We start from the raw sequence: 22,734 nt of genomic DNA, 5'->3' as shown, positions 1-22,734 counted from the left end.
AAAGGTAAAAATCAGACATTAAGCCACTTACGTAAAACCTCGGCGGGGATTCCACGACGACGGGCATAATCCTGCAACTGGTCCTCACCAATCTTTCCTATCGAGAAATAACGGGCTTTAGGGTTGGATATCATCATGCCAGAAACACTGGCATGGGGCTTCATGGCACCACTCTCCGTGAGACGGATGCCTATCTGCTTCATATCCAGAATCTCATCGAGCAGGAAATTCATACTGGTATCGGGCAGTGAGGGATAGCCTACTGCCGGACGAATGCCCTGGAAACGCTCTATCAGCATATCGTCGATGCTCAGGTTCTCGTCCTTGGCATAGCCCCAGAACTCCTTGCGCACCTGCTCATGCAGGCGCTCGGCAGCTGCCTCGGCCAATCGATCGGCCAACAGCTGGGTGAGCATCTTCTGATACACGTCGCTATCGAAATCGGTCTCCAAACCAATATCAACAGTGGTGGCAAAAAGACCTATCTTGGAGGCTTTGGGCGAAATAAAATCAGCCAGACACAGATATGGTGGCTGCCCCTGCTGCTGGCGCAGACACGGGATGGCTGCCACACGCACAGGATGCTTAACACCACAATCGGGACACAGCATACTGCGGAAGATGACGATATCGTCGTCCTCGCTACGTGCATCGAAGAGTTCGAAAACAGCATGTACCTCGTACTTATCCTCCAGCTCCCGCAGCTTGGCAAGTGCCTCCTGCTGCATACGCTGCTTCTCGCCCTCCTCCTTCACCTGCCAGGCAAAGTAGTAGTACACCCAGTTGATATAGGGCACCAGCTCAGAGATGCGATAGGTGATCTTCATCGGAAAGAAACAGGTTGACCGATATAGTTGGTATCTACCTCGCCATGCTGATAGACGGTATGACCATTGCAAAGAGTACGCTCCACACGCCACAGGAACATGTGGTTCTCCATGGGGCTCCAGCCGCACTTGCTCTGGATGACAGCCTTGGTGACAGTCCAGCCAGTGTTAGGACGAACCAGCACGATGTCGGCCTGATAGCCCTCGCGCAGATAGCCTCGGTTACGCACCTCGAAGAGATCGGCTGGACGATGGCACATCAGCTCGACTAAGCGTTCGAGGCTAAGCACACCCTGATCAACCAGTTCGAGCATGGTGACAAGTGAGAACTGCAGCATGGGCATGCCACTGGCAGCCTTGCAGCAACCACCCTCCTTCTGCTCTAACAGATGGGGCGCATGGTCGGTACCAATCACAGCGATACGTCCATCGGCCACAGCCTGGCGCAAGGCATCGCGATCGGCCTCGCTCTTAATGGCTGGATTGCACTTGATGCGCGTGCCTAATGAGGCGTAGTCGCGATCGCAGAAATAGAGATGCGAGGGAGTCACCTCGGCAGTGATGCCATCGACAAGAAGCTCCAGCTCCTTAGCCGTTGTAAGATGAGCAATATGCAGGCGCGCGTGATGCTTGACAGCCAGCTCAACGGCGAGCCGGGTACTCTGATAGCAGGCCTCGGCACTACGGATCTCCGGGTGATGAATCACCTTGGGATCATCGCCATACTTAAGTTTAGCCTCAGCCATATTGCGATTGATGATATCGGTATCCTCGCAATGCACCATGATGGGCATCTGGGCGGTAGAGAAAATCTTCTCAAGTGCCTCGCGACGATCCACCAGCATATTACCCGTAGAACTGCCCATGAAGAGCTTGATGCCGGGAATACGGTGCGGATCGAGCTGAGAAAACAGCTCGACATTATCGTTGGTGGCGCCAAAAAAGAAACTGTAGTTGACGTGACTTTTCTGAGCTGCCAGCTTGAACTTTTCCTCGAGGGCTTCGATGGTAGTGGTCTGCGGTACACAGTTGGGCATATCGAAATAAGTGGTGACACCACCTGCTGCCGCTGCCCTACTCTCGCTGTCGATATCGGCCTTAGCCGTCAGTCCGGGCTCACGAAAGTGTACATGATCATCAATCAGACCTGGGAGTACAAAACATCCCGAAGCATCGATCACTTCATCGAACGACGCATTCGGGACGGTGTTTCCTTCTACAATCTTAGTTATCTTAGAATCTTCGACGATGACAGAACCGTCGAATATGTTGTTCTCATTAACGAGCGTTCCGTGTTGAATCAGGATTTTCATTGGCGGGAGTTGCATTAGCTGGTGCATTGGCTGGCGTTACATCTTCAACCAGACCGTTCTGACGGGCCTGAATCTCGTTGGCAATCTGATAGTACTGCTTCACGTAGGGATCGGCCTTGAACTTCTTGGTGGCCTTACTCATGATATCCTCAATCTGAGGGGTGAGGATAGGATACTGGTAGCTGCCTGTAACCATCATGAACACACCAGGACCCAGCACATTGTCGAAGTTCTCGACGATGAAGTTGGTGACCAGCGAGTCTTCCTGCTGCGCAATACGAGCGGCCTCGATAGAGAGCTTACGATTGATGATATCCTCGTCGATACCCTCGAGCAGCATCTGGCTCTGCTTGTGCGAGAGCTCGGCGAGCTCGTTGCCCAGCTGGTCGTGACGCTTCATAAACTCGTAAAGCTTCTCATTGAGTGGCGAACCAGTAACGGTACGGCTGGCATTGTCGATATGAATCTCGATATCGCCCTGCTCTATCACGATAGGCATCATCAGGGGTTCATCATCCATATAGAGGTTGGCCAGCTTGATGGTATCAAGCAGACCTGTAAACTTAAACTTTCCATGTACCACATCGCACGAGTCGAGATTCTTCATCTCATCGTTAACCATGGTCTTAAGGTATAATTTGCTGCCGTCGAGGGCCGACACAGATGTCGAACCTTGGATTGTGTATGACTCAGCACATGATACGAATGTAACGGCTGTTAGTAATGCGTAGAATATTTTGTTCATAACATATTGTTTTCGGGCGCAAAAGTACAACGATATATTGATGTAGAAAAATAATTTTGCGCATTTTAAAACAAATGCGCAAACTTTTAATTATTTTTTTGCCTCTTTATCGAGTTCGTTGCCAATTCTGTGCATAGAATAGAGTTGAAGCAAGGCGGCGATGAGGAGTACAATCACCCACTTGTTGAACACATATTCTATATAAGTAATATAGCTTAATCCAAACACGTTGCCCATGTTGGCAAACATCAGCACCGCAGCTGCCAGGAACAGCACATCGCTCAGCACCTGCATACGGCGCAACCTACGGATGGTGAAATTACTGCCCTCATAGCGCTGCAGCATCTGCATCGAGGCAAAACCCAATGCACCTAAGGCATAGATATAGGGGGCACTACCCCATCCTAACAACGTGGTTCCGGCACCAATGGCCATCAGGATACCACCAAACAGGAAAATAGCGGTTTGTATCTTATTCAACTCTTTCATTGCTCTCCAGTGGTTTGGCTTCACGATCGTCATCACTCAGCACGAAGATATCCTCATCATCGGCCTTCATAAAATAACGCTCGCGTGCTATCTTCTCAATAGCCTTCGGGTTTCGGTCGAGTTCCTTGATCTGAGCCTGATCACGCTGGTAATCAGACTCATACTTCAGCTTCTCCTCCTCAAGATCTGCGATACGCTGGCGGTTCTGGAAATGACTCCACAGACTATTATCGTCGAGGAAGCCAACCAACAGCACTCCCAGGATACAAACCACGGCATATTTAAAATAGTCCGATTGCCATATCCTCAGCGCATAAGCCTTTATACTCGTCAAAACTTTCATATTATTCTTATTTGGCTGCAAAGTTACAAAAAACTCTTAATTCTTAATTCTTAATTCTAAAATATTTTGTATCTTTGCACAAAAATTTATCATAAGCAATATGGAATATATCGTTTCAGCCAGAAAATACCGTCCGCTGAGTTTCGACACGGTGGTTGGACAGGCTGCTCTCACCACCACGCTCAAGAATGCCGTCAAGAGCGGCAAACTGGCGCATGCCTACTTGTTCTGTGGTCCAAGAGGTGTGGGCAAGACCACCTGTGCACGTATTTTCGCCAAGGCCATCAACTGCCAGCACCCTACTGCCGAAGGAGAGGCATGTAACGAGTGTGAGTCGTGCCAGTCGTTCAACGAGCAGCGATCACTCAACATCTTTGAACTCGACGCTGCCTCGAACAACTCGGTAGAGCACATCAAGACCCTGATGGAGCAGACCCGCATTCCACCGCAGTTGGGCAAGTACAAGGTGTTTATCATCGACGAGGTGCACATGCTCTCGACCGCAGCCTTCAACGCATTCCTGAAGACGCTCGAGGAGCCACCCGCACACGTCATCTTCATCCTGGCTACCACCGAGAAGCATAAGATACTGCCTACCATCCTGAGCCGTTGCCAGATATACGACTTTGAACGTATGACCATCCGCAACACCATCGACCACCTGAAGCATGTGGCCGAGCAGGAAGGTATCAGCTATGAGGAGCAGGCATTAGCCGTGATTGCCGAGAAGGCGGATGGCGGTATGCGCGATGCCCTCTCCATCTTCGACCAGGCAGCCTCGTTCTGTCAGGGTAACATCACCTACGAGAAGGTGATTGAGGACCTGAACGTGCTGGACAGCGAGAACTACTTCAAGATTATCGACCTGGCAATTGATAACAAGGTGAGCGATATCATGGTACTGCTCAACTCGGTAATCAACAAAGGTTTTGATGGCGGACTGATGATTCAGGGACTGGCCAAGCATGTACGCAACGTGCTGATGGCCCGCGACCCGCAGACACTGCCCCTACTCGAAGTAAGCGACCAGATGCGCCAACGCTATGAGGAACAGGCTAAACGATGCCAGATACCATTCCTCTATGAGGCCTTGAAACTGATGAACCAGTGCGACATCAACTACCGCCAGTCGAGCAACAAGCGCCTACTGGTAGAACTCACACTGATAGAAATAGCACAGATCACCCAGCCTGCGGAGGATGGCGTGAGTGCGGGGCGTAAGCCCCGAAGACTGAAATCCCTGTTTAAGAACCTGATTCAGCAGTCGCAGCCCAAGAAGACCACGGCCCCGCAGGTAGCCGCGGCTGAACCTGCTGTATCAACCAGTACTGCCAGCGCTGCTGGTAGCAGCAGTACATCACGCACAACCAGCACCACCACTGCCCCATCGGCAAAGCCCAACATCCCCCTTGGCGGCATAGGATTCTCATGGAACAAGCTACGCCATCAGGACAACGGCACCAAGAAGGGCGGTATTCAGATTATACCTGGCTCTATCAACATGCCTACCGCCCAGGAGACTGTTACCGATGCCGTATTTACACAAACCGATCTGGAGTTCCAATGGATGTCGATGTGTAACCGCATGCCAAAAAATCTGAGCGGCATTGCCACACGTATGAAGAACATGAACCCGATGATCAGCGAATTCCCAACCATAGAACTGGTTGTAGACAACGAGCTGATCAAACAGGAAATAGAGAACATCCAGAAAAGTGTGGCCAAGACGCTGCAGATCTATCTGCGGAACAACCAGATAGAACTCACCGTCAGAGTGGCCGAACAGAAAGAGAAGCCAAAGATACTATCACGCCGCGAACAATATGAGGTGATGGCAGAAAAAAATCCTGCCGTAGCTCATCTACAGCAGGCTTTCGATTTAGAATTGGCTTGAGTCACTTACCGACTCAAGCCTTTTTCTTTATGATTACTCTCCTAACAGAGATTTGATCAGCTTCATGCACTCGTCGCGATTAACGGGTTTCGACAGGAAGCCCACACAACCAGCCTCTTGAGCCATCTGGCGATCGCTGTCGAAAGCATTGGCCGTCAAGGCTACAACTGGCAGTTCAGGATGCTGGGCCTTGATACGGCGGGTAGCCTCCAAGCCGTCCATGACTGGCATCTTAATGTCCATCAACACCAGGTCGTAAAGACCACTATCTGCCATCTCAACTGCGATCTGACCATTCTTTGCACGATCAAACTCGAAATCCTTCTTCAACAGATACGTCATCAGAACGTAATTACTGTCGTTGTCTTCTGCTACTAAAATCTTCTTCATATGCCAAAAAGTTAATTATTTGTGAGTTTATCTTTCCACATCTTACTCATATCCTCGAGTGTCTTACCCTTGGTCTCGGGCACAAGGCGCCATACAAACAGGGCTGCCACTACGCAGATAATACCATAGAGTCCGTAAGTAAACCAGTGGCCGAAGTCGTCACCCTCAGAAAGGTGCATGTTGAACATGGGCACAAACGATGAGCTGACGATGAAGTTTGAGATCCACTGGAACGCTACAGCGATAGCCACAGCACCACCACGGATGGTATTGGGGAATATCTCGGCAATGAGCACCCAGGTGATGGGGCCCCAAGAGAACATGAACGAAGCCGAATAAACCAGCAACGATACGGCGGTCAGCATCTCAAGTCCGGCATGTCCGAAGGTGAAAGCCACACCGAAGGCACCCAAGGCCATACCCAGCGAACCACTGATCAACAGCGGCTTACGTCCCCACTTCTCAACGGTGAACACAGCCACCAGGGTGAATGAGATATTGATGATACCCATGAATACGGTCAGGATCATCGGGTTGTCCATACCCATATCACCAAAGATACGTGGTGCATAGTAGAGCACGGCGTTGATACCTACTGCCTGCTGGAATACCGACAACATGATACCCACGAAGATGCAGAGTGCACCATAGGTGAGCAGCTTCTCGGTCTTAACCACCATGGTATCCTTGATATCCTGCAGAATCTGCTGGGCCTTCTGTGCGCCATTGATCTTGGCCAGAATACCCTCAGCCTTCTTGTCCTCACCGATGCTTACCAGATAACGTGGGGTTTCGGGCACAAAGCAGATGAGCAAGGCAAAGAGTCCTGCAGGAACAGCCTCGCTACCGAACATATAACGCCAACCTGTAGTAACGGTCCACTGAGCAGCTGGATTGATGGCAGCAATACCCTTACCCATCTCCTCGACCAGCGGCTGCAGATGATCGCCCAGGATGAAGAAGTTGACAAAGTAAACCACCAGCTGACCGAAGATAATGGCAAACTGGTTCCACGATACCAACATACCTCTTATATTAGAAGGAGCCACCTCGCCGATATACATCGGGCAGATGGCCGATGCCAAGCCAACACCAATACCACCAATCACACGATAGACATTGAACATCAAAGCCAAAGAGTAGCTTGGCTGACCATACTCAAAGAACAAGAACTCTGGATCCATAGAACCCAGCGCTGACACAAAGAACAGCAAACCAGCGATGATCAATGACTTCTTACGTCCTAAGTTAGTAGCGAGGAAGCCTGAGATGGCCGAACCGATGATACAGCCTATCAAGGCACTGGCCGATGTAAATCCATGCCAGCCATCAGTATAGGCAAAATCCTTTGACTCCATAAAGAATGCCTGCAATCCCTTTTCTGCTCCGGAAATAACAGCTGTATCGTATCCGAACAGCAGGCCGCCAAGCACTGCGACCATGACAATTGAAATGAGGTAGGCCTTGCTACCTTGCTCTGTTTGTTGATTTACCATAATTATAATGTTGTTTTAAGTTTAATAGGCAAGCTCAGTGTAAAGGAAGTGCCTCTTTCCGACGTTTGGTCGAGCTTCAAGGTGCCTCCCAGCTTCTCCACAGTTTCGTGGCAATAGGCCAGTCCCAGTCCCAGTCCTTCCTTGAACGCATTGACTTTGGTGAAGCGCTCAAAGATGGTGTCCACCTTATCAACAGGGATGCCGCATCCGGTATCCTCGATCGTAAAGTGGAAGTGGGTCTTATCTTTCTTCAGAATCAGTCGGATATAGCCCTCATCGGTAAACTTCGCCGAATTCTCAAGGATATTACCCAGCATCTGCAACAAGCTATCGCTATGGGTTTCCAGTATCTTGTTATCACTATTTGTCAGATCAGCCAGTTCTATTCGTACACGCGCAGCATCTACCTCTGGCATCGCACTGAGTGCCTTATGGCAGATGTCAAGTGCATCAGTCGCCTCTACATCCTTCAGCAGATCCTTGGTATGCTCGTTGGCCAGAGCCAGCATCTTGTTGACCAACGATGTGATCTGTCGGGTGTTTTTGCTGATGGTGTCGCCCAGACTCTTGCGCTCCTCTGGCGCAAACTGGGCATTATCCTCTGTCAGCAACTGGGTAAATCCGTTGATAATGTTGAGCGGTGTACGGATCTCGTGACTGACGTTGCGGATAAACTCCGTTTTCATCTCGTCGGCAGCAGCCGCCTGTTTATAGGCTTTCTTCAGTTCCTTATTCTTCTTAAGCAGGATATCCTGGTAACGGCGTTTGCCATAAATGGTCAGAGCAAGTCCCACAATCAGCATCATCGCCATGACCATTGCAATGACCAGCACGATATTCATCACACGGGCAGCCTTCTGGCCCTGCTTCAGCAGCACCATCTCCTCCTCCTGCTTCTGGATGTTCTCTGCAATGATGACACCTGTGATGGAGTCACGCTTATGCATCAGCTCACGCTGGGTGAGGAATGCCTTTTCGTTATCACCTATATATCTGTAGATGTCGCAACGCATCAGGTAGCTCTCCTTCATATTCGCCATCTTCTCAGCATCGGCCAGCGCCTTACTGGTGTTACCATCGTACAGGGTCTTATAGATACGGGCATAAGGCAGGAACAAATCAGCGGAAGGTGTGGCATTCATGCTATCTGCCTTTTCTGCCAACGCATAGAGCTCACGGAATGCGGCATAATGGTGCTGTTTGAATTTCACAATAGCCTTCATGGCATAAGCATTAGCCATTCCACGCCAGTATTCACGATGATCCTTGTGCTTGGCCAGCTCCTCCAGGTCCTTGTCCAACCACTTCAAGGTTTCCTCACTATCGTTATTCAGTTGGATATGAGCCATACCCAAATACAGGAAGCTCAGTCCGCCTTCTTCATAGCGCGTACCTTTAATCAGTTCGATAGCCTTTTCCAGTTCTTTCAGCGCCCCTGGTATATCGCCACAGGCATTAAAGATATGCCCCAGCATCTTGGGAGCCAAATACAACTCTTCCGACACCTCACTCCCGCGTGCCACGAGATCGTCCTTCAACTTATTGGCAATATGATAAGCATCGCGGATATTCATACGGTCCAGATTATACATGATGCCGCATACCCAAGAATCGTAATACCCCTGGTTATCCTTCTCTTCCTTACAATGAGCCTGATATTCCCAACATGCAGCATAAACCTTATGGACATCCTCCTGGGTACATAATGCCCACATCTGATCGTGTAGTTTCTGGTGCTTAACAGAGTCTTTACAGTTTAATGGCTGCGCCCCTAACTGAGTAGAAATCAGTAAGGTGCCCAAACATGCAATATATTTCGTCCAACGAGTGAAAGTCATTCCTTTAGGTTTATAAGAAAAATCCTCTGCAAAAGTAACGTTTTTCCTCGAAATCTCCAAACTTTTCACTCACTAATACGTTATTTTTTGTATAAATGACACCATTCTCAGTTTTTTTATGTAATTTTGTAACCGCTGGCAACTAATTACAAAACGAAATATGAAACATTTATCAGCAATCCTTCTGCTTGCATCCACTCTGACAGCTGGAGCACAGACCCACGTCTTCGACGTGAACACTAAAAAACTGGGCGCACCAGTACAGCCCACTATGTACGGCATCTTTTTTGAAGATATCAACTATGCTGCCGATGGCGGTCTTTATGCTGAACTGGTGAAGAACCGTTCGTTTGAATTCCCTAACGCCTTCACAGGATGGGACATTTCTGGTAACGTAACCCTCAAGGACGATGGTCCTTTCGAGCGTAATCCCCACTATGTACGTCTGGCACCTACGGGACATGGCGACAAACACACCATGATTGAGAACCATGGATTCTTCGGCATGGGTGTAAAGGGTGGTCAGGAATACCGATTCTCTGTATGGGCGCGCGTGCCCGATGGCGGTAAAGCCAAACTGTGGATCGACCTGGTTGAGAATGCCACCATGGACGATGACCAGAAACTGGGCAACGCCGGTATAGAAGTTGCCGGTAAGGAATGGAAGAAGTACACAGCCATCCTCAAGCCCAAACGTACGTGCGCCAAGGCTCACCTGCGTGTTTGGGGCGATGGAAAGGTAACAACCGATCTGGAACACGTATCACTCTTCCCCGTTGACACCTGGAAAGGCCGTGAAAACGGTATGCGTAAGGATCTGGCCCAGGCCTTGAACGATATGCGTCCCGGTGTATTCCGTTTCCCTGGCGGATGTATCGTGGAAGGTACCGACCTTGCCACACGCTACCAGTGGAAGAACACCGTTGGCCCAGTAGAAAACCGTCCGCTCAATGAGAACCGCTGGCACTACACTTTTACTAACCGCTACTTCCCCGACTATTTCCAGAGCTACGGACTCGGATTCTTCGAGTTCTTCCAGCTTTGCGAAGACTTCGGCTCCGAGGCGCTCCCTGTTATCTCATGCGGCCTGTCGTGCCAGTTCCAGAATCCCGATCCAACCAAGCCAGGTGTACATGTAGCACTCGAGGATCTGGAACCCTACATCCAGGACGCCCTCGACCTCATCGAGTTTGCCAATGGTCCTGCCGACTCTAAATGGGGTAAGGTTCGTGCCGAGATGGGGCACCCCGCTCCTTTCAACCTCAAGTACCTGGGTGTAGGCAACGAGCAGTGGGACTACGACGAGCAGCATGGCGGCTTCGGTCCTGTGTTCACCTCGCGCCTCAAGAAGTTCAGCGATGCCATCCGCAAAAAGTATCCTAACATCAAGCTTATCGGCACCACCGGTCCTAACTCTGAAGGCTGGGACTTCGACCTGCTGCAGCCCCGCATGAAGGAGCTCAAGGTTGACCTCTACGACGAGCACTACTATCGCAACGAGAAGTGGTTCCTAACCCACGGTCTGCGCTATGACTCATACGACCGCAAGGGTCCCAAGGTGTTTGCCGGCGAGTATGCCTGCCACGGCAGCAACAAGCACAAGTGGAACCACTATTATACCTCTTTATTAGAGGCTGCCCACATGACGGGTATCGAGCGTAATGCCGACATTGTACACATGGCGACCTACGCCCCACTCTTCGCCCATGTTGAGGGCTGGCAGTGGCGTCCAGATGCCATCTGGTACGATAATCTGCGCTCCTTCAAGTCGGTGAGCTACTATGTTCAGCAGCTCTATGCCACCAACAAGGGCACCCACGTGCTCCAGCTCACAATGAACAAGAAGCCCGTAGCCGGTCAGGAAGGTCAGGACGGACTCTTTGCCTCATCGGTATTCGATGCATCCACAGGCGAGGTCATCATCAAAGTGGTAAACACCAGCGATGCCATCCAGCCTGTCAGCATCCAGTTGACAGGCATGAAGGGTGCCCGTACCGCAGAGACCATTACCCTCTGCCACAACAGTATGGATGATGAAAACACGCTCGATGAACCCCAAAAGATTATTCCACGTTCTGGAACCTGCGCTGTAGATGCTGGCAAGGGTGCATCGCTCATCACCGACGATCTGCCTGCCAAGAGCTTCAGAATCTACAAGATCAAGAAGTAATCAGGTTATATAAACAAAAGAATCTCCCCCATCACGGGGAGATTTCTTTTTTTAATAGGATTCATATAATAAAACACCTTGTTTGGTTCGTCGGATATTCTTTGTGATTTTCGGGTACAAGGGATCATACTCGGCTTTGGGATTAGCCATAGTAAACCCTCTCACCTTAACAATAAAGCGATTCACACTATCAGTAGACAAGTGTTGTAAACGTGTCGACTCATTATAGAACTCAGTCATCTCAGTCATTGATTCTTGTTTCAACAACGGCGACTCACTTAAGTATGCCAGTCCTACTAAGAGGAGTGCTGTGACAGATAATAATACCTTCTTCATTTTTTAAGTAAAATGGTTGGTCTGATAATTACGGCTACAAATATAGACATATTTTTCTAAACTCATCACATTTTTCCATAAAAATATGCTCTAAAACTAAAAAAACATGCAAACAGCCATGCCAACCTCACCCAAAATGCCCTAATTGATCAGTACAAAATTTAAAAGAGGCTCGTTTCACAACGAACCTCTTTCAAAAAAATTACTTAAAAAACTAAATTAATCAACCATAAACCTTAACCATTAAAATCTTTTTCTGCTGCAAAGATAAACAATGTTTCCGAAATAAACGAATATTTTTGCTTAAAAAATGTTTAAAAGCAGAATTTTATCGCATATTAAACACAAAATATCTATAATTAAACAGCAAAAATAGCTTTTTTATCTTTTTTTCTTACGATATTCGTATAATTCAAGACTATTGACAATATTCTGCCACAGCACGTAACAGCCAGCACCTACCGATGCTACAGGGTTCAGGTAAGTATAGGCCACCCAGATGCTCAGGGCCGTATTCTTCTGGAACGAAGCCTGTCCACCATCGATCTCATCGCCCAACTGGCGACCAATCCAACGGCCCATCAGGAAAAGCACAAAGCAAAGAATCAGCGACATCATGGCTATCATCAACAGCGTACGTAGTGCAGCATCGCTATGAACAATGTTACGCACGGTTACACCCGACGTAACTGCCAACTGCGCTGCCCAAAGGTAGAACGAGAGGTCGGGTATCGACACAATCCATGCGCAAAGGCGCTTGGCATAGTGCTGCACCAACCATCCCAGCACCAGCGGAGCTACCAGCACCATAGCCAGTTTTTGCAGGATAATAAAGAACACCGCCCAGAAACCAGTGCTTACGCCACGCTCCAACAACGGGAACACCGCAGGAATCATAAGTGCCGAAGCAAAAGCCGACATCACGACGTAGGCCGTCATCGTATTGATGTTACCGCCAATCTTTGCAGTAACCACAGGAGCCGCCGTAGCTGCAGGACCGATGATACACGTAAGCACACTCTCCCATAGCAACTTCTGTTCGGGATCAGCATCAACCTGGAAGATAATCCACACGTTAAGCGCCACCAAAGCCACCTGCGCCACCAGCACACCTATGTGCCAGCGGTGAGGACGCATCTGATGAAAGTCGATACGACAATAGGTAGAGAACAACGTAGAGAACACCATAAACGGGAAAATGGCATCCACCACCTCGCCCAACGTATCGCCTGCACCATCGAGAAAAGGCAACAGATAAAACAGCAGATACACAACAGTACCAACGGCTATAGCCACCGGAAGTGTCCAATCTTTAACAAATTGCTTCAGTTTCATGCTGCAAAATTACAAAAAATTTTTGTAATAAAGAAATTTTTAGTATCTTTGCAGCCAATATGAGTGTTACTGAGTTTATCCATCAAGATAAGGAGGCTAAGCGATTCTCGTTCGAAGTACTGCCACCGCTTAAGGGTAATGGCACAGCCAAACTGTTTGCCGATATCGACAAACTAAGAGAATTCGACCCAGCCTACATCAATATTACCACCCATCACTCGGAGTTTGTTTATCGCGAACTTGAGAATGGGCAGTTTGAGCGTCGTCGCATTCGTCGCCGCCCAGGAACCATCGCTATTGCCGCAGCCATACAGCAGCGTTACCAGATTCCCGTTCAGCCCCACGTTATCTGTAGTGGTGCTACCATCGAGGATATCGAATACGAACTGCTCGACTTGCAATTCTTAGGCATTAACGATTTGTTGCTGTTGCGTGGCGATAAGGCCAAGGAGGACAGCCGGTTCCAGCCCACCCATGGCGGGCATGCGCATACCACAGACTTGATGGCTCAGGTAAAACGATTCAACGAGGGCTTTTTTGCTGATGGCACCCCCATCAAGAATCCAGGTCGTCCGTTCGACTATGGCGTAGCTTGCTACCCCGAGAAACACGAGGAGGCACCCAACCTCGAGATGGACATGCAATACCTGAAACAGAAACAGGACTTGGGTGCCCAGTATGCCGTAACACAGCTGTTCTTCGACAACGAGAAGTACTACGCTTTTGTGGAGAAGGCACGCCAGATGGGCATTACCATCCCCATCATCCCAGGCATCAAGCCCATGGCCAAGCTAAGTCAGCTGACAGTAGTACCCAAAACATTCCACTGCGATATCCCTGAGCCACTGGCCAAGGAGGTAGTGAAATGCAAGACCGACGAAGATGCCAAACAATTAGGTATAGAGTGGACCACCCAGCAGTGTAAGGATCTGTATGCGCATGGGGTACACAACATCCACTTCTACACAGTGTCGGCTGTAGATAGTGTTGCAGAAGTCGTCAAGCGACTTCTTTGATTGAACATTGAACATTGAGGATTAAGCATTATGGGGTTCGACGAGGTAATAGGACAGAAAGAAGCAGAGGAGCGATTGCTACAACTGGTGAAAGAGGAAAGACTCCCTCACGCGTTGATGCTATGCGGTCCGCAGGGGTGTGGCAAGCTGCCATTAGCAGTGGCTTTTGCCTGCTATCTGCTGGACAACGGTACGCCATCGGCCAAAGCCATGCTGGCCAAACTGGAGCATCCTGATCTGCACTTCACCTACCCTACCATCAAGCTGCCATCGATGGGAGCCGATCATAAGCCTGTGAGCGACGACTTTGCCAAAGAGTGGCACGAGCTGATAGCCAAAGGGCTCTATTTCACCATGGAAGAGTGGATGACGGCTATGAATACCGAGAACCAGCAAGCCATCATCACCGCTGGTGAAAGCGACGAACTGGTAAGGAAACTGAGTCTGAAATCGAGCCAGGGCGGTTATAAGGTAAGCATTGTATGGCTGCCTGAGCGCATGAATATAGAATGTGCCAACAAACTGTTGAAGCTGATAGAGGAGCCACCACACCAAACGGTGTTCATCATGGTCAGCGAAGAACCTGACAAGCTTCTGGAAACCATCCGTAGCCGTGTGCAAAGGATCGATATCAAGAAGATTGCCAATGAGGATATAGAGCAGGCATTGATAGAAAAGCGAGGTATAGGTCAGGAAGACGCCCACCGCATAGCCCGACTGGCCAACGGCAACTGGATCAAGGCGCTCGACGAGTTGCAGGTTGGTTCTGAAAACGAACTATTCCTCGACATGTACATCATGCTGATGCGACTGGCCTACCAGCGTAAGATCAAGGACCTGCGCAAGTGGAGCGAGCAGATGGCTGGCATGGGACGTGAGAAGCAGAAACGCTGGCTGACCTTCTTTCTGCGCATGACCCGCGAGAACTTTATGTACAACTTCCAAAACGAGGAACTGGTATATATGACCCAGCGCGAGGAGGACTTTGCCAAGAACTTTGCCCGCTTTATCAATGAAAAGAATATTCTGCCCATCAGCGACCTGGCTAATCTGGCCATCCGCGACATTGGACAGAACGCCAACGGTAAGATTGTATTCTTCGACTTGGCACTACAAATGATTGTTCTGCTACTGCAGAAGTGAAGAGTGATTAGTGATTTGTGAATAGTAAAGAAGTGAACAGTGATTATATATGGAAAAATCTAAAGAACATATCGTACAGGTAGGCTGTGACCGTGGTTTGTGCCATCAGGCCGTGGGGCGCCAGGACAAGCAGCTGAACACCTACGACTGGTTGGCCGATGTGCCTGGAAATGCAGATACTACCGACCTGGTAGAGGTGCAGTTCAAGCACACCCGTAAGGGCTATTACCACAACGTGAACCATTTAGACCTGAAGAAGGGCGACATTGTGGCAGTAGAGGCCAGTCCTGGTCACGACATTGGCGTGGTAACCCTCACAGGCCGTCTGGTAAAACTACAGCTCAAGAAGGTGAACATCAAGTCGCCCGATGATATCAAACGTATCTATCGCATAGCCCGCGAGAACGACATCCAGAAATGGCATGAGGCCCAGGCTCGCGAGCACTCAACCATGATTGAGAGCCGTAAGATAGCTAAAGGTCTGGGACTTGACATGAAGATAGGCGACGTGGAATATCAGGGCGATGGCAACAAGGCTATCTTCTACTACATTGCCGATGAGCGTGTGGACTTCCGACAACTCATTAAGGACTTGGCAGTAGCCTTCCACGTACGTATCGAGATGAAACAGATCGGAGCACGCCAGGAGGCTGGACGTATCGGTGGAACAGGCCCTTGCGGACGTGAGCTCTGTTGCGCTACGTGGATGAAAAACTTCTCGAGCGTAAGCACCAATGCCGCCCGATTCCAGGATATCTCGCTGAACCCACAGAAACTGGCAGGTATGTGTGCCAAGCTGAAATGCTGTCTGAACTACGAGGTAGACGACTATGTAGAGGCTAGCAAACAGTTGCCTGGCAAGGATGTGGTGCTACAGACACAGGATAGCGACTACTATCTGTTCAAGAGCGATATCCTGGCAGGACTCTGCACTTACAGCACCGATAAGAACATTGCCGTCAACTGCGAAACGATTACAGCCCAGCGTGCCAAGGACATCATTGAGATGAACCGCCGTGGTGAGAAGCCCCTATCGCTGGAGCACGATGAAGGCAAGAAGACAGAAGCCAAGCCACACGTGGATCTGGCAGGAGGCGACATCAGCCGATTTGATAAGGCCAAGAAGAAAAAGAAGAAAAAGAAGTCGGCAGCTGGAAATCGCAACAACGATAAGAAAGAAGCGAAAGAGGCGAAAGATGCGAAATAAGATGATGATACTGACACTGGCGATTACAGGCATGCTCACAGCTGCCTGTAATCGTTCGGTGATATATAACCACTACGAGCACGTTGACAACGATGGTTGGGAACGTAACGACACGATGCACTTCTACATCCCCCCAGTGAAGCAGGCTGGCAACTACCAGCAACAGGTGATGTTGCGTACAAACAACTCACTCCCCTTCTTAGGCATCAGCATCATTGTGGAACAGGACATCTACCCTATGGGGCGCAAGCTGCGCGAGCGCATAGACTGTCCGTTGGTAGAAAAGAACGGGCACGTATTAGGCAATGGTATCAGCTGCTATCAGTACACATTCGACGTAGGCAACATTGAACTTAACGAGGGCGACTCGTTGCACGTCTATGTGATGCACCACATGAAACTGGAAACGATGCCAGGTATCAGCGATGTAGGTATTCTAATTTCTCAATAGATTTCGGCCTGCGTCTATTCGGAGGAAGATAAACAGCAGCAGGGTGAATCCCCAAAGCGACGAACCACCATAGCTGAAGAAAGGTAAAGGAATACCGATAACGGGAGTCAAGCCCAATACCATTCCTACATTGATAAACACATGGAATAAGAAGATACTCACCACACAATAGCCATACACCCTGCCAAACCGATGCACCTGGCGCTCTGCCAGATGGATGAGACGTAGAATCAATGCCAGGAACAACAGCAACACGCTGGCCGAACCCACAAAGCCCTCTTCCTCACCAACGGTACAGAAGATAAAGTCGGTATCCTGCTCAGGCACGTATTTCAGTTTGGTCTGAGTACCATTCAGGAATCCCTTTCCCTGCAGTCCTCCAGAACCAATAGCAATCTCGCTCTGGTGCACATTATAACCCGCACCCTTCAGGTCCTCCTCAAGTCCCAGCAACACGTTGATACGTACACGCTGGTGAGGTTCCAGTACATGATTCAGGGTATAATCAGCCATACTGAAGAAGATCAATGACCCCAAAGCAAAAGCTGTTATCCACAGGTAATTACGCAAGCGCGTGGCCAGAAACCGATACAATAGATAGACAACCAAAGCCGTACAGAGCAGCATCTCGACAATGTTGATATCGAAGGGAATAATCCATAAGCCGAACAGTACTGCCACCAAAGTTGCTCCAAGCCCCACAAGTGCCATACGGATAGCGTTACGCTTATCGTTGCAATACACATATACCAGACCGGTGGAGAATACCTGAATCATGAGGAGCACAGCAAACTTACCGACTGATGTCGGGGTGATACTCAGCATCGTATCGGCAAAACGAATGCCTACCACGAAATACACCACCATAGCCACACCTGTGAACAGGATGCTGCCCGGCATTCCCTCGCGATACAGCATGAGGAAGAGTGACAGATATACCAATGCCGACCCCGTTTCACGCTGCAGCACTATAAACAGCATGGGCACGAAGATAACAGCCAGCACCAGGGCGAAATCCTTCCACTTCTGGATGGTAAACCCGTAGGTGTTCATCATCTTAGCCAATGCCAAAGCCGTAGCAAACTTGGCAAACTCGGCAGGCTGCAGACGGATAGGACCTAATACCAGCCAGGATCGGGACCCCTTGATGGAATGCGGATTAAAGATAGTACCAAACAGTAATATCAGCATCACACCAAAGATGATATAGGCAAACATATCCAGATAACGATCATCGAGCATGAGAATGACGAAACCCAGCACGATAGAGGTGCCGATCCACACAATCTGCATGCCCGAGCGGGTGTCGAGACTGAAGAGGTCGGTATCGCCATAACTGTAGCTGGCACCACACACACTCACCCATCCGAAGGTGAGTAGGGCAATGTAGATGATGATCGTCCAGTAGTCGAGTGAACGAATCACTCCTTTTTCCTTTCTATTACCTATCGCCTGCACCATAAGCTATTCTGCGTTCCTGAATGCTGCGAGCCTTAGCCTCGCTGGCTTCAGAGAGTTTTCCTTTTAAGTATTTCTCCATAATCAGACCGCCGATGGGCACACCATAGGTGGCACCCCATCCACCATTCTCTACATAGACGGCAACGGCAATCTTGGGATTATCCATAGGCGCAAAGCCCATGAAAACAGAGTGGTCATGTCCGCGGTTCTGAGCCGTACCCGTTTTACCGCAGGCATTAAAATCGTATTTACCTAACTCTTTACAAGTACCTCCCAGCACCGAGGAGCGCATCCCCTGCACAACATAGTCGTAAGCCTCACGACTGGCTTTGGTATAATGCTTACGGGTATAGGCAGTGTCGAGAGGCACACCCTGCACCTGCTTCACCACATGAGGCACGATATAATAGCCTCGGTTGGCGATGGTAGCACCCAGGTTGGCTATCTGCAGCGGTGTGGCATTCACCTCACCCTGGCCGATAGCGATAGAGATGACGGTGAGACCGTTCCACGAGCCCTTGTAGGCCTTATCGTAGAACATGGCGTTAGGAATCAGTCCACGCTTCTCGCCAGGCAGGTCGATACCTAAGCGATAGCCGAATCCCATGGATACCATATAGTCGCGCCAGGTATTCATGGCATTCTGTACCGACCCGTATTTCGACACGTTGGTATTGATCATGTGATACAATCCCCAACAGAAGTAACCGTTACACGAGGTACTGAGTGCAGGTACCAGCGGCAGTGGTGCCGCATGCCCGTGACAACCCACATGCAACCCCTTGAAGTTGAATCCATGCGAACAGGGATACAGGGTGTGCGAGTTGATGATACCCTCAGTCATAAACGTAAGTCCCTGGGTAGTCTTGAAAGTAGAGCCTGGAGGATATTGTCCCATGATGGCACGGTTCAGCAGAGGTTTCCACACATCCTGTGAGAGGGCACGATGCTTTTTGCTACGCAGGCGTCCCACCATCTGACGGGGATCGTACGTAGGCGACGACACCATACAGAGCACCTCACCCGTAGCAGGCTCGATGGCTACGATGGCACCTATCTTTCCTTCCATCAGGCGCTCACCTAAGGCCTGCAGCTCGGCATCGATACCCAGCGTCAGGTTCTTGCCAGGAATGGCACGACGGTCTAATGCACCATTCTGATAGCGCCCCTGGATACGTCCGTGCGCATCACGAAGCAGAATCTGGATACCTTTCCGTCCACGCAGCTCTTTCTCGTACGAACGCTCAATACCCAGCTTGCCGATATAGTCGCCGGGCTGGTAGTAATCGTCCTCCTCGATATCAGCTGGCGACACCTCACCCACATCACCAAGCACGTGGGCACCCATACTATAGGTGTACTGGCGCACACTACGCTTCTGGATGTAGAAACCTGGGAACCGATACATCTTTTCCTGGAAAACACTAAAATCCTTGTCGCTCAGCTGACTCATGAACAACTGTTCGGTGAATCGCGAGTAACCAGGATTCTTACTACGGTCCTTCATGGTGGTCATACGATGTTCGAACTCCTCCTTGGTGATACCTATGGCCTGACAGAAGTCGAGGGTATCGAGTCGGTCCTTCATCTCGTTCATCACCACCATGATATCATACGAAGGCATATTGTAAACCAGCAATTTGCCTTTACGGTCCAGGATGGCGCCACGAGAGGGATATTCTATTTTCTTGAGGAAAGCATTCGAGTCGGCGCTCTTCTTGTAGTCGTCGCTCGTAATCTGAAGTGTAAACAGCCTGACGATGTAGATGAACACAATCAATGCGGCCACCCCACCAATCACGTATTTACGGTATTCCAGATCGTAATTCTTCTGCTTCACCTGCTTCTAACACTTTCAACAGCTAACATCAGCAACATTGTGAGGAGGGCACTGACTACCGAACGCGACAACCACAACAGTACATCGAAGAAGTTAAACGCTTCGAGGGCGAAGAACACCAGACAATAGAGAAATGTCAGCAGTCCGCTGAGCACCACAAACTTACTGAGTCCCAACGACTTGATAGACACTTCCAGATCATCAGCAGAGTCGCGTGGAATCAGCAGTTCTATCAGATAAGCCTGAGCCAGCCCCACAAGCGTCATGACACTCGACGCCAGACCTGGCGTACACGAGAAGATATCGATGACCAGTCCGAGCAGGAAACACGATACCAGGATCAGCCATTTCGGGAAATGGCGACGGAAAGTGACAGCAAAATAGACATAGAGCAACGGCGTGCCTACACCAAACATGTGAACATGATTCAGAATCAGCACCTGAACCACGAACAATGTCAGAAACATGACCAACCGGTTAACGAGTTCTATCTTCATACTATTATCGCTGTTTGAAACTGATAGAGTCGCGAGCAGCCTGCATCAGCGTAGCACGCTCGGCAATACTCTTATCGCTGATAACCACCACGTCGCGGATATTTCCGAAATCGGTACTCAGACGTACCTTGAGTTTATACGACAAACCGTCGCTTGAGTTATAAGCCTGCTCAATCTTGCCTACCAATACGCCCGATGGGAAGATTGAGGAGAATCCACTGGTAACCATCCACTCGCCGAGTTTGAATTTGGCGTGGCGAGGCACATCCTCGACATAAGCCACCGATGGGTCGCCACCATACCAGTGCAGATAGCCGAAGTATCCACGGTTACGGATAGAGCAGCTGATACGCGATGAAGCTGCATTGAGGGCAGAGATAACCACCGCATAATGATCGCTCACGAGGTAGACCACGCCAACGATACCATTACCGCATGCCACACCCATATCGGGCTCAACACCATCCAGACGGCCCTTATCAATGGTAATAAGGTTCTCCTGCTTATGGATGGAGTTCTCGACCACCTTGGCAGATATCAGCTGATAGCGGTTCAGGAAATCCAGTTCCCTGCGCTGGGCTTCTGTGGTATCCTTTGTCACGTCGGCATAGAGTCGGCGTAACTGGTCGAGCTGTCGCTCCTGGTAGATATTACGGAGGGTGAGCTCGCGGTTCATCTCAGCCATCGACAGATAGCTGGTCAGACTGCTCTCTATCTCGTACACCTTACCAGCCACAGCATTGGCACTCGTGAACCACACACTATTCTGATAACTGTTATACTGAAACAACAGAACAACACTGACTACTTCGAGCAATACGAAGACTAGCCAGTGATGATACTTGTATAGAAAATCCAGCAGGTTTCTCATCTACCTGTCAATTGTCAATATTCAATTGTCAATTATTGATTATCTCATCAAGAAATTAAATCTATCGATATTCTTCAGAGCGATGCCAGCACCCTTAGCTACACTGTGCAAGGGATCCTCGGGCACGTGAAATGGGATGTGCATCTTGTCGGTAAGACGACGGTCCAGACCACGCAGCAGAGCGCCACCACCTGAGAGATAGATACCATTCTTCACGATATCGGCATACAGCTCTGGGGGAGTATTCTCAAGTGCTGAGAGTACAGCGTTCTCAATCTTTGCCACGGTCTTATCGAGACAGTGTGCAATCTCCTGATAGCATACAGGCACCTCCATGGGGAGTGCTGTGATACGGTTAGGACCATGAACGATGAAGTCCTCGGGAGCCTCGTCGCCCAGATCGGTCAGCGCCGAACCTACATTAATCTTGATACGCTCAGCCATACGCTCCGAAACCTTCACGTTGTGCTGGCGGTACATATATTCCTGGATATCAGCCGTCAGATCGTCACCAGCGGTACGGATCGAGTTGTTCGAAACGATACCACCCAGCGAGATGACAGCAATCTCGGTAGAACCACCACCGATATCAACAATCATGTTACCCTCTGGTGCCTCTACATCGATACCGATACCGATAGCGGCAGCCATAGGCTCGAAAATCAGATAGACATCACGTCCATCAGCATGCTCTGCAGAGTCGCGTACGGCACGCAGCTCTACTTCGGTAGAACCTGAAGGTACACCAATCACCATACGGAGTGATGGCGAGAACAGGCGGCTACCTGTGTGTACCATCTTGATCAGTCCACGCATCATCTGCTCGCAGGCAGAGAAGTCGGCAATCACGCCATCACGCAGCGGACGGATGGTACGAATGTTGTCATGAGTTTTCTCATACATCATCTTCGCCTCGTTACCAACGGCAATCATCTTGTCAGTACGGCGATCAAGAGCAACTACTGAGGGCTCATCAACCACAATCTTATCATCACTGATAATGATGGTATTGGCCGTTCCCAGGTCCATTGCTATTTCCTGTACGAAACTAAAAAATCCCATTTACTATTTC

General features: G+C 49.6%; 21 protein-coding genes. 6 read left to right on the top strand and 15 right to left on the bottom strand.

The annotated features are described in order from the left end of the window. Nucleotides 1-11: 11 nt before the first annotated feature. The 5 genes from T491_RS0112500 to T491_RS0112480 all read right to left on the bottom strand — a co-directional run bounded on the left by T491_RS0112500 (nt 12) and on the right by T491_RS0112480 (nt 3,717). Complete coding sequence (locus T491_RS0112500; RefSeq protein WP_028904193.1) at nt 12-827, bottom strand: vitamin B12 dependent-methionine synthase activation domain-containing protein; 816 nt, start codon at nt 825-827, stop codon at nt 12-14. Beyond that, complete coding sequence (locus T491_RS0112495) at nt 824-2,140, bottom strand: dihydroorotase (RefSeq protein WP_028904192.1); 1,317 nt, start codon at nt 2,138-2,140, stop codon at nt 824-826. Before T491_RS0112495 ends, T491_RS0112500 begins: the two co-directional genes overlap by 4 nt. Beyond that, complete coding sequence (locus T491_RS0112490) at nt 2,106-2,885, bottom strand: DUF4369 domain-containing protein (protein WP_028904191.1); 780 nt, start codon at nt 2,883-2,885, stop codon at nt 2,106-2,108. Before T491_RS0112490 ends, T491_RS0112495 begins: the two co-directional genes overlap by 35 nt. Before the next feature lie 90 nt (nt 2,886-2,975). Then, nucleotides 2,976-3,374 (bottom strand): hypothetical protein, encoded by a 399-nt coding sequence (locus T491_RS0112485; RefSeq protein WP_028904190.1) that lies wholly within the window; start codon nt 3,372-3,374, stop codon nt 2,976-2,978. Continuing rightward, nucleotides 3,358-3,717, bottom strand: coding sequence for a septum formation initiator family protein (locus T491_RS0112480; RefSeq protein WP_051523150.1), 360 nt, complete (start codon nt 3,715-3,717; stop codon nt 3,358-3,360). The genes T491_RS0112485 and T491_RS0112480 overlap by 17 nt, the downstream gene beginning before the upstream one ends. Before the next feature lie 100 nt (nt 3,718-3,817). Between T491_RS0112480 and T491_RS0112475 the strand changes: the two genes are divergently transcribed. After that, entirely contained in the window at nt 3,818-5,611 is a 1,794-nt protein-coding gene (locus T491_RS0112475) for a DNA polymerase III subunit gamma/tau (RefSeq protein WP_028904188.1), read from the top strand. Nucleotides 5,612-5,644: 33 nt separating this feature from the next. On the opposite strand, the gene T491_RS0112470 is transcribed toward T491_RS0112475, so the two are convergent. Genes T491_RS0112470 through T491_RS0112460 form a run of 3 tightly spaced genes read right to left on the bottom strand, consistent with a single transcriptional unit; the run spans nt 5,645 to nt 9,335 of the window. Continuing rightward, a complete protein-coding gene (locus T491_RS0112470; protein WP_028904187.1) occupies nt 5,645-6,001 on the bottom strand; it encodes a response regulator in 357 nt (118 codons plus the stop codon). Nucleotides 6,002-6,012: 11 nt separating this feature from the next. Beyond that, entirely contained in the window at nt 6,013-7,497 is a 1,485-nt protein-coding gene (gene xylE, locus T491_RS0112465) for a D-xylose transporter XylE (protein ID WP_036916082.1), read from the bottom strand. Between the two features lie 2 nt (nt 7,498-7,499). Then, a complete protein-coding gene (locus tag T491_RS0112460; protein WP_028904185.1) occupies nt 7,500-9,335 on the bottom strand; it encodes a HAMP domain-containing sensor histidine kinase in 1,836 nt (611 codons plus the stop codon). A 160-nt stretch (nt 9,336-9,495) separates the two neighbouring features. Between T491_RS0112460 and T491_RS0112455 the strand changes: the two genes are divergently transcribed. Beyond that, complete coding sequence (locus tag T491_RS0112455) at nt 9,496-11,505, top strand: alpha-L-arabinofuranosidase C-terminal domain-containing protein (protein ID WP_028904184.1); 2,010 nt, start codon at nt 9,496-9,498, stop codon at nt 11,503-11,505. A 51-nt stretch (nt 11,506-11,556) separates the two neighbouring features. On the opposite strand, the gene T491_RS0112450 is transcribed toward T491_RS0112455, so the two are convergent. Both T491_RS0112450 and T491_RS0112445 read right to left on the bottom strand, forming a co-directional pair. Beyond that, nucleotides 11,557-11,841 (bottom strand): hypothetical protein, encoded by a 285-nt coding sequence (locus T491_RS0112450; RefSeq protein ID WP_028904183.1) that lies wholly within the window; start codon nt 11,839-11,841, stop codon nt 11,557-11,559. 381 nt (nt 11,842-12,222) lie between these two features. Further along, nucleotides 12,223-13,176: a hypothetical protein gene (locus T491_RS0112445; protein WP_028904182.1), complete on the bottom strand. Its 954-nt coding sequence runs from the start codon at nt 13,174-13,176 to the stop codon at nt 12,223-12,225. A 59-nt stretch (nt 13,177-13,235) separates the two neighbouring features. On the opposite strand from T491_RS0112445, the gene metF reads away from it, so the two are divergent. The 4 genes from metF to T491_RS0112425 are packed head-to-tail and all read left to right on the top strand — an operon-like array spanning nt 13,236 to nt 16,993. Then, nucleotides 13,236-14,192 carry a methylenetetrahydrofolate reductase [NAD(P)H] gene (gene metF, locus T491_RS0112440; protein WP_028904181.1) on the top strand — a complete coding sequence of 319 codons (957 nt, stop codon included), beginning with the start codon at nt 13,236-13,238 and terminating at the stop codon, nt 14,190-14,192. A 30-nt stretch (nt 14,193-14,222) separates the two neighbouring features. Continuing rightward, nucleotides 14,223-15,335, top strand: a complete 1,113-nt coding sequence (locus T491_RS0112435) for an AAA family ATPase (protein ID WP_028904180.1) — start codon at nt 14,223-14,225, stop codon at nt 15,333-15,335. 49 nt (nt 15,336-15,384) lie between these two features. Continuing rightward, nucleotides 15,385-16,542: a regulatory iron-sulfur-containing complex subunit RicT gene (locus T491_RS16535; RefSeq protein WP_033148017.1), complete on the top strand. Its 1,158-nt coding sequence runs from the start codon at nt 15,385-15,387 to the stop codon at nt 16,540-16,542. A gap of 1 nt (nt 16,543) precedes the next feature. Next, nucleotides 16,544-16,993, top strand: a complete 450-nt coding sequence (locus tag T491_RS0112425; RefSeq protein WP_197018874.1) for a gliding motility lipoprotein GldH — start codon at nt 16,544-16,546, stop codon at nt 16,991-16,993. Here T491_RS0112425 and rodA read toward each other — a convergent pair. Genes rodA through T491_RS0112400 form a run of 5 tightly spaced genes read right to left on the bottom strand, consistent with a single transcriptional unit; the run spans nt 16,979 to nt 22,724 of the window. After that, complete coding sequence (rodA, locus tag T491_RS0112420; RefSeq protein WP_028904178.1) at nt 16,979-18,454, bottom strand: rod shape-determining protein RodA; 1,476 nt, start codon at nt 18,452-18,454, stop codon at nt 16,979-16,981. The two genes, T491_RS0112425 and rodA, sit on opposite strands and share 15 nt — an antisense overlap. Continuing rightward, nucleotides 18,435-20,294 carry a penicillin-binding protein 2 gene (gene mrdA, locus T491_RS0112415; RefSeq protein WP_028904177.1) on the bottom strand — a complete coding sequence of 620 codons (1,860 nt, stop codon included), beginning with the start codon at nt 20,292-20,294 and terminating at the stop codon, nt 18,435-18,437. Before mrdA ends, rodA begins: the two co-directional genes overlap by 20 nt. Then, entirely contained in the window at nt 20,291-20,791 is a 501-nt protein-coding gene (gene mreD / locus T491_RS0112410; protein ID WP_028904176.1) for a rod shape-determining protein MreD, read from the bottom strand. The genes mrdA and mreD overlap by 4 nt, the downstream gene beginning before the upstream one ends. A 4-nt stretch (nt 20,792-20,795) precedes the next feature. Continuing rightward, nucleotides 20,796-21,662 (bottom strand): rod shape-determining protein MreC, encoded by an 867-nt coding sequence (gene mreC, locus T491_RS0112405; RefSeq protein ID WP_028904175.1) that lies wholly within the window; start codon nt 21,660-21,662, stop codon nt 20,796-20,798. A gap of 39 nt (nt 21,663-21,701) precedes the next feature. Further along, complete coding sequence (locus T491_RS0112400; RefSeq protein WP_028904174.1) at nt 21,702-22,724, bottom strand: rod shape-determining protein; 1,023 nt, start codon at nt 22,722-22,724, stop codon at nt 21,702-21,704. Nucleotides 22,725-22,734: the final 10 nt, after the last annotated feature.

Source organism: Prevotella sp. P6B4, from assembly GCF_000619985.1.
GTDB lineage: Bacteria > Bacteroidota > Bacteroidia > Bacteroidales > Bacteroidaceae > Prevotella.
The sequence above is the reverse complement of the archived record's forward strand: the minus strand, read 5'-3'. Positions and strand labels throughout refer to the sequence as shown.